Below are 13198 nucleotides of genomic sequence, written 5' to 3' on the forward strand. Positions count from 1 at the left end.
GCAGGTCAGCCGAACCCCATGCGCTTCAGCCAGTCCTTGCCGACGCCGCGGTCGCGGATGATCGGCAGCGGGTTTTCCGAATCGAGCCGCGCGCAGATGCGGTAGACCTCAAGCGTCTCGGCGCTCATCTCGCCGCGCTTGTAGAAGAACATGGCGGCGGCATAGCGTGTGCGGCCCGACCATTTTTCGCCGAGCGGCGTGTTGACCAGTTCCCACTGTTCGGCCGCCTCTTCTTGCTGCTTGTCGGCTTCCTCGTCCATGGTCAGAAATCCGCCGGCGGATTGGCGGTGCGGCGATCGAGCTTGATGAACGGCCGCGGCACCACCTTGGCCCGCTTCATCAGCTTTTGGTATTGCAGCTCGCGCATTGCGTAGATCTCGACCCAGAGGTCGTCGACGACAGTATCACCATATGGTCGCACCAGCGAAGCGATGGCGATGTTGCGCTTGGCCATCGGCGACCACATGGCGGCGCTGACCAGCCCGACCTCCTGGCTCTTCCTGTGATAGACGATGGCGTGTTCGGCCGGGATGTTGCCTTCGATCTCCAGCCCGACCAGCACATGCCGCAGCGTGCGCTTGGCGCGCGCCTCGAAGATGGCGCGACCGCCGTTGAAATGGGCCTTTTCCAGGTCGATCATGAAGCCGAGCCCGATCTCGTCGGGCATGCGCAAGCGGTCGGCACGGATGGCGTGTTCGGCTGTCGTGAAGTCGGCATTGGCGACGATCAGCCCGGCCTCGATCCGGGCGCGGTTGAGCGCGGTATAGCCGATGGCGCGGATGCCGCGCAGTTCGCCGGCCGCCATCAGCCGGTCCCACAGGCTCAGCGCCTTGTCGACCGGCATGAACAATTCATAGCCGAGGTCGCCGGTGAAGCCGGTGCGCGAGATGGTGACGGTTTCGCCATCATGCGGGAATTCGGCGAGGTCGAATGCCTTCAGCTTTTCGACATCGGCAAAACCGGCATCACGCAGCACGGCGAAAGAGGTCGGACCTTGCAGTGCCAGGCCCGCGACGGCTTCGGTCTCTTCCTCCACCGTCACATCGAACCCGATGGCGCTGTCGAGCAGCCAAGGCAAATGCCGCTCCTGCGAGCACAGCCGGAACCGCATCGGCGAGAGCCGGAACAGCGTGCCGTCATCGAGGACGAAGCCGTCGTCGTTGCACCACGCGGTGTAATGGACGCGGCCCGGCTTCAGCCTGGTCACGGCGCGCAGCGTGACGCGGTCGAGGAAGGCCTCGGCGTCCGGTCCCTCGACGCGGTACTTGGTCATCGGCGAGATGTCGAAGAGCGCCGACTGGCTGCGAATGGCGAAATATTCGAGCTCCTCGTCCCACAGCGAATGGGGGGCGCGGTAGCCCGCCCAGTTGTACCAATCCTGGGTCTTGGCCAGAGCATCGATGCGCGGCTGGAACGGCGTGCCGAGACGCAACGTGCGGAAGTGGGATTGGGCTTCGATGCGGGCGGATGATGGTTGCTGATTCATGCTGGCGATCCTTCGCCGTAGAACGCGACTGCCGCCAACTGAAACATCGCCTTACCCCTTCATCGCAATGATGCGTCGAGCGGCGTTCAATCCAGGTGCGCCGGAGACGCCGCCGCCGGGATGTGAACCGGCACCGGCGAGAAACAGCCCGTCGAGCGGTGTGTCGTAGCCGGACCAGCCCGAGACCGGGCGCGAGATCAGCATCTGGTCGGCCTGCAACTCGCCGTGGTGCCAGTGGCCGCCCGGCATGCGGTAGCGCGTTTCGATGTCGGCGGGCGTCAAGAGCTCGGTGTGGCGCACCGTCTTGCCGATGCCTGGCGCGTAGGCTTCGAGCTGAGCCATGATTGCCTCCAGGAATTTCGCCTTGCCGGCGCCCCATCCCTCTTTCAGAGCATAGGGCGCGTATTGCACCACCGCCGACAGCACGCAGGCGCCGTCGGGCGCGAGCGATGGATCGGCGAGGCTTGGCAGCGTGATCTCCATCACCGGTTCGGGCGAGAACGCGCCGTATTTGGATGGATTGAAGGCGCGCTCGACATGATCGGGCGAGGGGGCGATAACCAGCCGCCCCCTGTGGCCGGCGGCATCGACACCTGTGAATTGCGGCGGCCTGTCGAGCGCCAGGTGAAGCTTGGCGACATCACCCTTCATGCGGATGTTGTTCACCTTGCGCACGAAGCCGGTGTCGAGTTCGCGTGGACCGACAAGGTCGAGCAAAGTCGTCGCCGGATTTGTCGCGGAGACGATCGTCCTGGCGCGCAGCACCTCGCCATTGTCCAATGCGATACCGACGGCACGGCCTTTCTCGACAATGATCCTTGCGACAGGCGCCGATGTGCGGACGTTCACGCCGGCCTTTTCGGCCGAGGCGCGGATGGCGGCGATCACCGCGCCCATGCCGCCCTTCGGCACTGTCTGCGCGCCGGCCGCACCGCCGGCCTCGCCGGCCAGCCGGTAGTAGAGGCCGAGCAACGAGGTGGGCGAGCGCGGACCGAGATGGCTGCCGAGCGTCGCGTCGAAGGCCAGCAGCCCTTTCAGCCTGATGTCGGCAAGCTGCTCGTCGAGCAGGTCGGCGACGTTCATCAAAAGCACACGCAGGAAATCGCGCATGTCTTCCTTGCCGAGCCTTTTCAGCGCCAGTGCGGCCTGGCCGAACGCCGCCGCCTCCAGCAGCGACATGCCGGCCAGATCGGGCGGACGACGCGAGAGGAGGGGTTCCAGGATGCCGGCGTAGCGAAGCAGTTGCGCGCGCAACTGCTTCCACGCGGATTGCTCGGACAAACTTGCGCCGGTCAGCGTTTCGCCATAGGCGCCGTGCAGGACCAGCGGGGAGCCGTCCATCGACAGCGCAACCGACGGCGCGAAGTCGTCTGGGGTGATCCGCAGGCCATGCTTCTCCAGTTCCAGCGTCTTCACCACGTCGGCATGCAGGCGGTTCAGCAGATGGGCGATCGACGAGACATGAAAACCCGGCGCGAATTCCTCCGTGCGCGCGGCGCCGCCGAGATCGGCTCCCGCTTCCAGCAGCAGCACCTTGCGCCCTGCCTTCGCCAGCGTGACAGCAGTGACGAGGCCATTATGGCCGCCGCCAATGACGATTGCATCATATGACGTCATGGGCCGGGCTCATATGCGAGGTCGATTTGGCGAGATCGCGCAGGATCTCGGCCGCGGCATTTCGGCCGGGCGCGCCCATGACGCCGCCGCCGGGATGGGTCGAGGAGCCGCACATATAAAGACCGCCGACCGGCGAGCGGTATTGCGCGTAGCCCGGCACCGGGCGGTTGAACAGAAGCTGGTCGAAGGTCAGTTCGCCCTGGAAGATGTTGCCTTCGGTGAGCCCGACCTCGGCCTCGATTTCGCGCGGCGTGCGCACCTCCATGTGGACGATGCGGTCGCGAAAGCCGGGCGAGTAGTCGGCAATCTGCGCGATCACGCTTTCGGCGAATCCGTCGCGATCGGCGTCGGACCATTCATGGCCGTTCACCTTGGGCGGCGCGTATTGCACGAAGCAGCTCATGAAGTGTTTTCCCGGCGGCGCCATCGTCGGGTCGAGCGTCGTCGGGATGACCATGTCGAGGAAAGGATCGGCCGACCAGCGCCCGGCCTTCCAGTCGTCATAGGCGCGCTCCATGCGCTCCATCGAATCGGTGAAATGCATGTCGCCGCGATAGACCGGCGAATCCTTCGGCAGAGCCGGGAATTCGGGCATCGAGTCCAGCGCGATGTTGACCTTGCCGGACGAACCTCGGATCTTGAAGTTCCTGACCCGGCGCAGGAAAATCTCGGGCAGTTCCTTTTCCTCGACCAATTTCAGGAAGGTTCGCTTCACGTCGGCGTTGGAGACGACGAGCTTGCCACGGATCTCCTCACCGCCCGCCAGCACCACACCCTTGGCCTTGCCGCGGCTCACCAGAACATGGTCGACCTCGGCGCCGGTGCGAATGGTTCCACCCGACGCTTTGAAGGATGCCGCCAGCGCTTTTGTCACCGCGCCCATGCCGCCGCGCGCATAGCCCCAGGCGCCGACCGAGCCGTCGACCTCGCCCATATAGTGGTGCAGCAGCACATAAGCCGTGCCGGGCGACATCGGACCGAGCGCCGTGCCGATGATGCCGGACAAAGCGAAATTGGCCTTGATGACATCGGTCTCGAAATATTCATTGAGGAAGTCTGAGATCGACATGGTCCAGAAGCGCAGCGTCAGCGCCATTTCCTCCGCCGACAGGCCCGCGAATTTCTTGCCCAGATAAAGGAGCTCGCCTAGATCCCGTGGCCGCAGACTGGTCGGGTCGGGCGCGGTGCGCATCAACAGCGGCTGGATGAAACGGCACTGGCGCGTCACGTCGCGCGCATAACGGTCGTAGGCTTCGGCATCGCGTTTCGAGAAGCGCGCAAATTCGCGCCGGTGTGCATCATGGTCCCGGTAATTGGCGAGATAGTCGCCATCCCTGGTGAACACCGCGCCGCCCTCATAGGAAATAACCTGCAGGCCGAAGCGCGGCAGTTCGAGGTCGCGCATGATTTCAGGGCGAAACAGCGAACAAACATAGGAACAGTTGGAATAGAGGAAGCCCGGCGTCAGTTCCCGGCTGGTGGCGGCGCCGCCGACCCAGGGATTCTTCTCCACCACCAGCACGTCGAGCCCGGCGCGCTGGAGATAGCAGGCATTGACCAGTCCGTTGTGTCCGCCGCCGATGACGATCGCATCCCAAGCTTTCATTTTGGCCCAGTCTTTCCATGCGATCCGCTGTTCATTTTGGCGTAATCCGTCCCCTCAATGCGCGAAACTTGGCATGGTAGTCGTCGTTTTGTCCAGCTATATTGAATGAATGTTCAACAAATGATGTTGCGTTTTCCCAGACATGGGCTAGGCTTTGCAGGCGTTCGAGACGGACATTCGTCGATTGGGGATCGAGGGTTGATGATCGAAACGGCCGAGGCCGAGCCGGAGTATGACGGAGCCGCCATCCGCTTCCTCGAGGCGCTGTGGGGCGACGGCTACCTGTCGCCGGGCGGGCCCGACGAAGTCGACCGCGTGCTCGAGGGGCTTTCGCTCGCAGGCAAGACCATCCTCGACATCGGCTGCGGGTCCGGAGGCATCACGCTGCATCTGGTCGAACGGCATGGCGCCGCGCACGTCACCGGCTTCGATGTTGAGCGGCCGGTGATCGAAACGGCCAGGCGGCGGGCAGCCTCCCGCGGGCTTGCCGACCGCGCCAGCTTCATCCAGGCGCCGCCTGGGCGGTTGCCTTTCGAGGATCAGTCCTTCGACGTCGTCTTCTCCAAGGATGCGCTGCTGCATGTCGCCGACAAGGATGCGCTGTTTGCGGAGATATTCCGCGTGCTCAAGGCCGGCGGCGCCTTTGCGGCATCAAACTGGATGATCTCGCATGACGGCGAACCATCACCGGAGATGAAGGCCTATGTCGCCGCCGAAGGGCTGTCCTTCGCGATGGCCTCGCCGGCGCGCTACGCACAGGCGATGCGCCAGGCGGGCTTTGCCGAGATCGCGGTTCGCGACCGGAATCCCTGGTACCGCGAGGTGGCGCGGGGCGAACTGGAAAGGCTGAAGGGGCCGCTCTATCCGACGGTCGCGGCGGCAGTGGGCGCCGCCTATGTCGACAAGAACATACGAACCTGGGAGGCCATGCAGAAGGTGCTTGACAGTGGCGAGCACCGTCCCACTCATCTTCGCGGGCAAAAACCGAAGATGGTCGGCTAGCCGGCGATGTGGAGCATGACCGCACCCATGAAAATTGCAGCACGCCAAGAGCAGTCCGCCGAGGCATCGAGCGAACCCGAGAAACGCGGGCGTAAGGCTTCCAAGGAGGTCAGGCAGCTTCAGCTGATCGAGGCGACGATCGATTCGTTGGCCAAGCGCGGCTATTCGGAGACGACGATGGCCGACGTCGCCGATGGCGCGGGCCTGTCGCGCGGCATCGTCAATTTCCATTTCGAGAGCAAGGAAAAACTGCTGATCGCGACCTTGCAACATATGTATGACGAGTACTCGGCGCATTGGCGCAATGCCTTGGAGAAAGCGGGGAACGACCCCGCCGACCAGTTGCGGACCCTGGTCGCGGCCGATTTCGACCGTTCGATCTGCAACAAGCGCAAGCTGGCGGCCTGGTGCGCCTTCTGGGGCGAGGCCAAGTCGCGGCCGACCTACCAGGCGCTGAGCAGCGCCCGCGATGCCGTCTACCAGAACATCTTCATCGAGCTTTGCGCGACGCTCAAGCAAAGCGGCGGCTATGCCTATGAGCCGCAGGTCATGGCGCTGGCGCTCAGCGCGACGCTGGAGGGACTGTGGCTGCGCTTGATGATGGGCACCGAAGACACTACCCGCGAGAGCGCCTTGCAGGCAGCCAACGAATTCCTGTCGGCCGCATTCCCCAAACATTACCAGGGAGCAGCCGCCACCCGTCGCAAGGCATGAAGCAATCGATAAATAAAAGAGGATGGAACAGCAATGAAGACATCAATCCAGCGGCTGACATTGGCCCGACGCCTGACATTGACCCTGGCATTGACCGGCGTGCTGGCGGCCTCGGCCGCAGCCCTGGCGGTTGCCGCCGACAAAGACCTGGTCGTGTTCGACTGGTCCGGCTATGAGGATCCGAGCTTCCATCCGAAATATGTCGAGAAGAACGGCGATTCGCCGACCTTCGCCTTCTTTGGCGACGAGGACGAGGCGTTCGAAAAGGTGCGCTCGGGTTTCAAGGCCGATCTCGGCCATCCCTGCTCGCAGAGCGTGGTGAAATGGCGCGAGGCCGGCCTGCTGCGGCCGCTCGACACATCGAAGATCACAGGCTGGAAAGATCTCAATCCCGGAATCATGGCGATGAAGGATCTCGCCACGACCGCGGACGGCAAGGCCTGGTTCATGCCCTGGGACTGGGGCAACACCCAGCTCACCTATAATTCCGAAAAGGTCGACGCCAAGGACGTGCAGTCGCTGAAGGCGTTCGCGGATCCGAAGTTCAAGGGCCGGGTGTCGATCGGCGACAATGTCGACGACGCCTATGCGCTGGCGAGCCTCGCCATCGGCGTCAAGGACTGGACCAAGATGACCGACGACCAGTTCAAACAGGCGTCGGATTTCCTGCGCCAGGTGCATAAGAACGTGCGCTCCTACTGGACCGACACAACGGACGTGGTGCAGCTTTTGAGCGGCGGCGAGGTCGATCTTGCCTGGGCATGGAACGACGCCACCGTGCAATCGGTCGCCGCCGGCGTGCCGATCAAGGCCAAGAAGGACACTAACGAAGGCATTTCGACCTGGGTCTGCGGCTATGTGCTGTTCAAGGACGCGCCCGGCAATGTCGACAAGGCATATGATTATCTGAACGCCGTCAACGATCCCGAAACCGCCAAGGTGCTGGTCAAGGACTGGGGCTATGGCCAGGCCAACGCCAAGGGCATGGCCGGCGTCGATCAGGCCGTGCTGAAGGAAAAAGGCTATGACGATGTGCAGAAATTCGTCGATAAGACGCTGTTCCAGTCGCCGGTGCCGTCGCAGCTCAAGCTCAAGATGATCGCCGAATTCGAGAAGATCAAAGCCGGATATTGAGCCGGTTCGGCCGCCCGCCCGCCTGCGGAGATGGTGGGCGGGCGGGCTCGCCAAGAGAGGCGAATTCTCATAACCTCGCGGCAGCCTTTCGCGACGGGGGAATTCGCACCATGAAGCCAGTGCTACGCCGCCTTGCCCTTGCCGCCGCCTGCGTGATCGGCGCCGGCGCCGTCTATGCCTGGGCGGAAGGTGGCGGCGACCTCGTCGTGTTCGACTGGTCCGGCTATGAGGACCCGCTGCTGCACCCCGCCTATGCCGCCAAATACGGCGCCGAGCCGACCTTCGCCTTCTTCGGCGACGAGGACGAGGCCTTCGAGAAGATGCGGGCCGGCTTCAAGGCCGACATCGCGCATCCCTGTTCGCAAAGCGTGGTCAAGTGGCGCGAGGCGGGCTTGCTGCAGCCGCTCGACACGTCGAGGATAGCAGGCTGGAAAGACCTCAATCCCGGCATCATGGCGATGAAGGATCTCGCCACCACCGACGACGGCAAAGCGTGGTTCATGCCGTTCGACTGGGGCAACACCTCGCTTCTCTACCGCACCGACAAGGTGACGCCGGAGCAGGCGCAATCGCTCAGGATCTTCGCTGACCCGAAGTTCAAGGGCCGCGTCACCATCGGCGACAATGTCGACGACGCCTATGCGCTGGCGAGTCTCGTCATCGGGCTGAAAGACTGGACAGGGATGACCGATGCCCAGTTCCAGGAGGCGTCCGCCTTCCTGCGCGACGTGCACAAGAACATCCGTTTCTACTGGACCGACGACACCGATCTCAACCAGGCCTTCATCGGCAATGAGGTCGATCTCGTCTGGGGCTGGAACGAGACCTATGTGACGCTGAAGGGGCAAGGCCTGCCGATCGCCATGAACCGCGACAGCAAGGAAGGCATCTCGACCTGGGTTTGCGGTTATGTGCTGATGAAGGACGCGCCGGGCAAGCTCGACCGGGCCTATGATTTCCTGAGCGCCGTCAATGCGCCCGGGGTGTCGGACTATATGGTCAAGACCTTCGGCTACGGCCATGGCAACGGTGCCGGCATGGCCGCAGTCGATCACCAGGTGCTGGCCGACCGCGGCTTCGACGATCTCGATAAATTCCTCGACAAGACGCTGTTCCAACAGCCGGTGGCGCCGGAGCTCAAGCAGCGCATGGTCGCCGAGTTCGAGAAGATCAAGGCCGGCTATTGAACAGCGAATCCGCAAAAGCCGATGTCGTCATCATCGGCGCCGGCTTCTCCGGTCTGTCGGCAGCGCTCGAGCTGAAAAAGGCCGGCGTCGATTTCGTGCTGCTCGAGGCGCGCGACCGTGTCGGCGGGCGCGTCGAATCGGTGGAGATCGGCTTCGGCGAGCGCATCGACAGTGGCGGCCAGTTCCTGTGCGAGGACATGCCGGAGCTGATGGCGCTTGTCGACGCGCGCGGCAGGACGCTTGTCGAAACTCATGTCGAGGGCGCGTTTGTCGCCCAGCCGCCAATCTCCGCCGCCGAGGCGAAGCGAACCTATTCTGGTTCGATGGCGATCCGCGAGCGGATGAACGCGATCGCGCCGGACGATCCCTCGATTGCCGGGCTGACGGTTGCCGCCTGGCTCGACCGGCAGGATGATGCCGATGCCGTTAAGGCAGCCTTCCGCTCGATGATCGAAGGCCTGTGGTGCCTGGCGCTGGAGAAACTGCCGCTCTGGCACCTGATCGACAATGATCGGCGCATCACCAATGAGGTGCCGGAGCTGCAGTATTTCCTGCGCGAGACGATGCAGTCAGTGGCAGAGGACCTGGCCAGCGATCTCGGCGACCGGCTGCGGCTCAACGCAGCCGTTTCGTGCATCGAGCATGGACCGCAAGGCGTTCGTATCGTCTCGGCGGCGGGTGTCATTGAAGCGCGGGCGGCACTTGTCGCGGTGCCGCCGGTCATGGTGGCGAAACTGGGCTTCGCACCCGCCTTGCCCGAATCCCTGGCGAAGGCACTCGGCGTCTGGGAAAGCGGCGCCGTGATCAAGGTGCTGGTGCGCTACCCCGCTGCCTTCTGGCGCCGCCGCGGCTTGAGCGGCATGGTGATGTGGCGCGACCCGCCGGGGCTGTTCGCCTGCGATGCCAGTCCGGATGAAGGCCACGCGGCGCTGGTCGTCTTCGTCGGCGGCCCGCTCGCCTTGCGCTGGGGTGAGCTCGGCGAGGCGGCACTGCGCGCCGAAGTGACCGGGAAACTGGTGGAAGCCCTCGGCCCCGACGCGGCCGAAATCGCGGAGTTCAGCCAGCGCGACTGGACGCATGACCGCTGGAGCGGCGGCGGCTACAGCGACCTCATCGTCGACGTTGCCGCGACCGATGCCGAGCCCGTGCTCCTGGCCGGCGCGCCGCCTGTTCATTTCGCATCGTCGGAGCTGTCGCCGTCATTCCCCGGCTATGTCGAAGGGGCGATCGTTGCCGGGCGCATCGCCGCGCGCAAGATAGTCGCCGACCTTCAGTCGGCCATCGCCACCAGGGCTTCGGGATCGTAAGCAAGGCGGATCGAAGTGCCGACCGGAATGTCGTCGGCGCCGAAATCGTTGGTCTCGGTTACCGACAGCGGCTTTTCCAGACCCGGGATCTCGACGATCAGATGGGTGATCTCGCCAAAATAGTGGCGTTCGACCACCTTTCCGGCAACCTCGAACTTGGCCGTCGCGTTGTCCCACAACACGCGCAGGCGCTCCGGGCGGATGCCGAGCGTGGCGCCGCTGCCATTGCGCACGAAGGCCTTTGGCTTGTCGGTCTTCACACGGCCGAAGCCCAGCGTGTCGACGACCAGCGAGCCGCCGTTCTCCTCGACGATCTCGGCCTTGACGAAATTCATGCCGCCGAGGAAGTCGGCAACCTGGCGGTTGACCGGCCGCTGGTAGATCTCCTTGGGCGAGGCGACCTGCGCGATCTTGCCGCCGAACATCACGGCGATGCGGTCGGACATGGCCAGCGCTTCATACTGGTCGTGGGTGACCAGCACGAAGGTGATGCCGACGGCCTGCTGCAGGCGGCGCAACTCGACCTGCATCTGTTCGCGCAGCTTCTTGTCGAGCGCCGACAGCGGCTCGTCGAGCAGCAGCACCTTGGGCCGCATCACCAGCGCGCGGGCGAGCGCGACGCGTTGCCGCTGGCCGCCGGACAGCTCGGTGGCGAGACGCTTGCCGAGGCCGGTGAGAGAGACCTGCGCCAGGGCTTCCTCGACGCGGCGCTTCTCCTCGCCGCCCTGCAATTTCAGCCGCTTCAGGCCATAGGCGACGTTCTGCTCGACGTTGAGATGCGGGAAGATCGCATAGCTCTGGAACACCATGTTGGTCGGTCGGCGATTGGGCGCAATGCCTTCCATCGGCTGGCCGCCGACCGAGATCGAACCGCTCGTCGGGTTGTCGAAGCCGGCGATCATGCGCAACAGCGTGGTCTTGCCGCAGCCGGACGGGCCGAGCAGCGAGAAGAATTCGCCCTCGCGAATGGTCAAGGAGGCATCGTCGAGCGCCTTGAAGGCGCCGTAGCTGCGGGTGACGCGGTTGATCTCGATCATCGTCCGTTCGGACAGGGTTCGTGCCGATGGGGCCTGCTCAGGCATAAAGCCCTCCCTCGTTCTGGGTGCGTCTGGCGGCGCGGCGGCGCAGGATTTCGGCGACGGTCATCAGCAGGAAGGAGGCGACCAGCAGCAGCGTGCCGAGCGCGAGCACGCCCGGCAGTTTCGCCGCGAAGCGCAACTGGCCCCAGATATAGATCGGCAGCGTCGCCTCGGTACCGGTCAGGAAGAAGGCGATGATGAACTCGTCCAGCGAAATGGTGAAGCAGACCAGCAGGCTGGAGATGATTGCCGGCGCCACCATCGGCAGCGTCACCCGCCGGAAGGTGCCGAAGGCGCTCTCGCCGAGGTCGGCCGAGGCCTCCTCGAGGCTGCGATCGAAACCCTCGAAGCCGGAGGTCAGCACCGTCATCGAATAGGGGATGCAGACCAGGACATGGCCGAGCACGACGGTAAACAGAGAGAGGCTCAAGCCGAGCTGCAGCATCACCAGCAGCATCGAGATGGCGACGATGACTTCCGGCAGCACGAGCGGCGCCATGATCAGACCGTTGATGGCCCGCCGGCCGGGATAGCGGTAGCGGGTGATCGAGCGGGCAGCGAGGATGCCGAGAACCGTCGAAAGGACGGACGCCGAGACGCCGACGATCAGGCTGTTCCAGGTGGCGTCGAGCAGCGCCGGCGTGTTGGGCAGGTCCTCGTACCATTTGAGGGTGTAGCCGGTCAGCGGGAATTTCGGTGTGGCCGCAGTGTTGATCGAAAAGATCGGCAGGAAGATCACGGGCAGATAAAGGAAGCCGACATAGAGGAAGGCGTAGGCCGACAGCCAGCCGCCCGGCAGCAGACGTCGCGCCGCGCTCATCGCGCAAGCCTCTGGGCGGCACGGATGACCAGCACCGTGGCGCCGGCCATCAACGTCACGACCAGCATGGTGGTGACGGAAAGGGCGGCGCCCAGCGGCCAGTTCGAGGCCTTGCCGAACTGCGCCTGGATGGCGTTGGCGATCATGACGCCGTCCTTGCCGCCGACGAGTTTGGGGGTGACATAGTCGCCGACCGTCGGGATCATCACGATCAGCGCCGCCGAGATGATGCCTGGCGCCGACAGCGGCAAAGTCACGCGAAGGAACGAACGAAAGGGACCATCGCCGAGATCCGTAGCCGCCTCCACCAGGGTCCGGTCGATCTTCTCCAGCGAGACGAAGATCGGCAGGATGGCGAAGGCCGCCCAGGCGTGGGTCAGCGTGATGATGACGGCGCTCGAATTGTAGAGCAGCGCCGTCGACGGCTCGTTGATGATGCCGAGGCCGATCAGCCCGGAGTTCAAGACGCCGTTATAGCCGAGAATGACCTTCCACGACATCACGCGCAGGAGATAGCTGGTCCAGAACGGGATGGTGATGAGGAACAGCCACAGGCTCTTGTGGCGGCCGCCGTGGAAGGAAATGAAATAGGCGATCGGATAAGCCAGGACGACGGTGAAGAAGCTGACCGTCAGCGAGATATACAGCGAGCGCCACAACAGATCGCGATAGATCGGCTCGGTCAGGGCGACGCGGTAGTTTTCCAGCGTGAAGGTGCGGTCGATGGTCAGATAGTTCTGCGTCCAGAAGGAGTGGGCGATGACCACCAGGATCGGCAGGACCAGGAGGATGAGCGCGTAGAGAAAGGTTGGGCTGATCAGGGCAAAGCCCTGCACGGGTTCGGATTGCAGAAGGGCATTTCGTCTGGCCCGCGTCATGCGCAACGGGGGCGACCCTTCCACCGCCGCCGTCATTGCCAGACTCCGGGGGGCAGGGCTCCGGCTGTGATCTCGGTTGCTGGCCTGGAGCGTCCCGCCATGCGGTATCCCGTTGGACTGGCGCCGGCTGTTTGTTCCCAATTTTGTTTTGGAGCGCGATCGAACGCAAAACCGGTGACCAGTTTTGCTGATCGCGCTCCGAGCTTGCCGGCTTTCTTTCATCATGCCCGCATCCGCGGATTGAAATCAAGCGCTATTTCTGAGATATTGATTGAACGGACATTCAAAATTGTGGGGATTATGCCGGAAATTTCCAGCATTGCCGGCCAAATTTCGAAATCCTGAATTCGACAAGTGATGTGGAGATG

The 13198-nt window shown here is 63.8% G+C and carries 13 protein-coding genes; 6 read left to right on the forward strand and 7 right to left on the reverse strand.

Going from position 1 to position 13198, the window contains the following annotated elements:
- Window positions 1–5 precede the first annotated feature (5 nt).
- From FJ973_RS26760 to FJ973_RS26775, 4 genes are read right to left on the reverse strand one after another with little or no spacing between them, the layout of a single operon-like run.
- On the reverse strand, window positions 6–260 hold the full coding sequence (locus tag FJ973_RS26760) for a hypothetical protein (protein WP_140500602.1): 255 nt from the start codon (window positions 258–260) through the stop codon (window positions 6–8).
- Between the two features lie 2 nt (window positions 261–262).
- Window positions 263–1486, reverse strand: a complete 1224-nt coding sequence (locus FJ973_RS26765; protein WP_140558440.1) for an aminomethyltransferase family protein — start codon at window positions 1484–1486, stop codon at window positions 263–265.
- Window positions 1487–1537: 51 nt separating this feature from the next.
- Entirely contained in the window at window positions 1538–3103 is a 1566-nt protein-coding gene (locus FJ973_RS26770; RefSeq protein ID WP_140558441.1) for an NAD(P)/FAD-dependent oxidoreductase, read from the reverse strand.
- The gene (locus FJ973_RS26775) at window positions 3090–4709 is read right to left on the reverse strand and encodes an NAD(P)/FAD-dependent oxidoreductase (RefSeq protein WP_140558443.1); all 1620 of its coding nucleotides are present in this window, start codon (window positions 4707–4709) and stop codon (window positions 3090–3092) included. Before FJ973_RS26775 ends, FJ973_RS26770 begins: the two co-directional genes overlap by 14 nt.
- A gap of 201 nt (window positions 4710–4910) precedes the next feature.
- Here FJ973_RS26775 and FJ973_RS26780 point away from each other — a divergent pair, with 201 nt between their 5' ends.
- The 5 genes from FJ973_RS26780 (at window position 4911) to FJ973_RS26800 (ending at window position 10053) form a co-directional block, all read left to right on the forward strand.
- Complete coding sequence (locus tag FJ973_RS26780) at window positions 4911–5711, forward strand: class I SAM-dependent methyltransferase (RefSeq protein ID WP_140558445.1); 801 nt, start codon at window positions 4911–4913, stop codon at window positions 5709–5711.
- A gap of 27 nt (window positions 5712–5738) precedes the next feature.
- Window positions 5739–6425: a transcriptional regulator BetI gene (betI, locus tag FJ973_RS26785; protein ID WP_224655901.1), complete on the forward strand. Its 687-nt coding sequence runs from the start codon at window positions 5739–5741 to the stop codon at window positions 6423–6425.
- Window positions 6426–6458: 33 nt separating this feature from the next.
- Window positions 6459–7559, forward strand: a complete 1101-nt coding sequence (locus FJ973_RS26790) for an ABC transporter substrate-binding protein (RefSeq protein WP_140558448.1) — start codon at window positions 6459–6461, stop codon at window positions 7557–7559.
- A gap of 110 nt (window positions 7560–7669) precedes the next feature.
- Complete coding sequence (locus FJ973_RS26795) at window positions 7670–8746, forward strand: extracellular solute-binding protein (RefSeq protein WP_140558449.1); 1077 nt, start codon at window positions 7670–7672, stop codon at window positions 8744–8746.
- Window positions 8743–10053: a flavin monoamine oxidase family protein gene (locus FJ973_RS26800; RefSeq protein WP_181167727.1), complete on the forward strand. Its 1311-nt coding sequence runs from the start codon at window positions 8743–8745 to the stop codon at window positions 10051–10053. Before FJ973_RS26795 ends, FJ973_RS26800 begins: the two co-directional genes overlap by 4 nt.
- Here the strand turns inward: FJ973_RS26800 and FJ973_RS26805 are convergent.
- The 3 genes from FJ973_RS26805 to FJ973_RS26815 are packed head-to-tail and all read right to left on the reverse strand — an operon-like array spanning window position 10017 to window position 12866.
- Window positions 10017–11090 carry an ABC transporter ATP-binding protein gene (locus FJ973_RS26805; protein ID WP_140558485.1) on the reverse strand — a complete coding sequence of 358 codons (1074 nt, stop codon included), beginning with the start codon at window positions 11088–11090 and terminating at the stop codon, window positions 10017–10019. The two genes, FJ973_RS26800 and FJ973_RS26805, sit on opposite strands and share 37 nt — an antisense overlap.
- Window positions 11091–11127: 37 nt before the next feature.
- Complete coding sequence (locus FJ973_RS26810) at window positions 11128–11952, reverse strand: ABC transporter permease (RefSeq protein ID WP_140525484.1); 825 nt, start codon at window positions 11950–11952, stop codon at window positions 11128–11130.
- The gene (locus FJ973_RS26815; protein WP_140517906.1) at window positions 11949–12866 is read right to left on the reverse strand and encodes an ABC transporter permease; all 918 of its coding nucleotides are present in this window, start codon (window positions 12864–12866) and stop codon (window positions 11949–11951) included. Before FJ973_RS26815 ends, FJ973_RS26810 begins: the two co-directional genes overlap by 4 nt.
- 63 nt (window positions 12867–12929) lie before the next feature.
- Between FJ973_RS26815 and FJ973_RS26820 the strand changes: the two genes are divergently transcribed.
- Window positions 12930–13175, forward strand: coding sequence for a hypothetical protein (locus tag FJ973_RS26820; protein ID WP_140558452.1), 246 nt, complete (start codon window positions 12930–12932; stop codon window positions 13173–13175).
- Window positions 13176–13198 lie beyond the last annotated feature (23 nt).

It is taken from the genome of Mesorhizobium sp. B2-1-3, from assembly GCF_006442495.1.
GTDB lineage: Bacteria > Pseudomonadota > Alphaproteobacteria > Rhizobiales > Rhizobiaceae > Mesorhizobium.

Excerpts from the sequence above, each read along its gene's own strand:
- FJ973_RS26770 (WP_140558441.1), bottom strand. The coding sequence starts at position 3,103 with ATGACGTCATATGATGCAATCGTCATTGGCGGCGGCCATAATGGCCTC.
- FJ973_RS26790 (WP_140558448.1), top strand. The coding sequence starts at position 6,459 with ATGAAGACATCAATCCAGCGGCTGACATTGGCCCGACGCCTGACATTG.
- FJ973_RS26810 (WP_140525484.1), bottom strand. The coding sequence starts at position 11,952 with ATGAGCGCGGCGCGACGTCTGCTGCCGGGCGGCTGGCTGTCGGCCTAC.
- FJ973_RS26765 (WP_140558440.1), bottom strand. The coding sequence starts at position 1,486 with ATGAATCAGCAACCATCATCCGCCCGCATCGAAGCCCAATCCCACTTC.
- FJ973_RS26780 (WP_140558445.1), top strand. The coding sequence starts at position 4,911 with ATGATCGAAACGGCCGAGGCCGAGCCGGAGTATGACGGAGCCGCCATC.
- FJ973_RS26815 (WP_140517906.1), bottom strand. The coding sequence starts at position 12,866 with ATGACGGCGGCGGTGGAAGGGTCGCCCCCGTTGCGCATGACGCGGGCC.
- betI (WP_224655901.1), top strand. The coding sequence starts at position 5,739 with ATGAAAATTGCAGCACGCCAAGAGCAGTCCGCCGAGGCATCGAGCGAA.
- FJ973_RS26795 (WP_140558449.1), top strand. The coding sequence starts at position 7,670 with ATGAAGCCAGTGCTACGCCGCCTTGCCCTTGCCGCCGCCTGCGTGATC.
- FJ973_RS26760 (WP_140500602.1), bottom strand. The coding sequence starts at position 260 with ATGGACGAGGAAGCCGACAAGCAGCAAGAAGAGGCGGCCGAACAGTGG.
- FJ973_RS26775 (WP_140558443.1), bottom strand. The coding sequence starts at position 4,709 with ATGAAAGCTTGGGATGCGATCGTCATCGGCGGCGGACACAACGGACTG.
- FJ973_RS26805 (WP_140558485.1), bottom strand. The coding sequence starts at position 11,090 with ATGATCGAGATCAACCGCGTCACCCGCAGCTACGGCGCCTTCAAGGCG.
- FJ973_RS26820 (WP_140558452.1), top strand. The coding sequence starts at position 12,930 with ATGCGGTATCCCGTTGGACTGGCGCCGGCTGTTTGTTCCCAATTTTGT.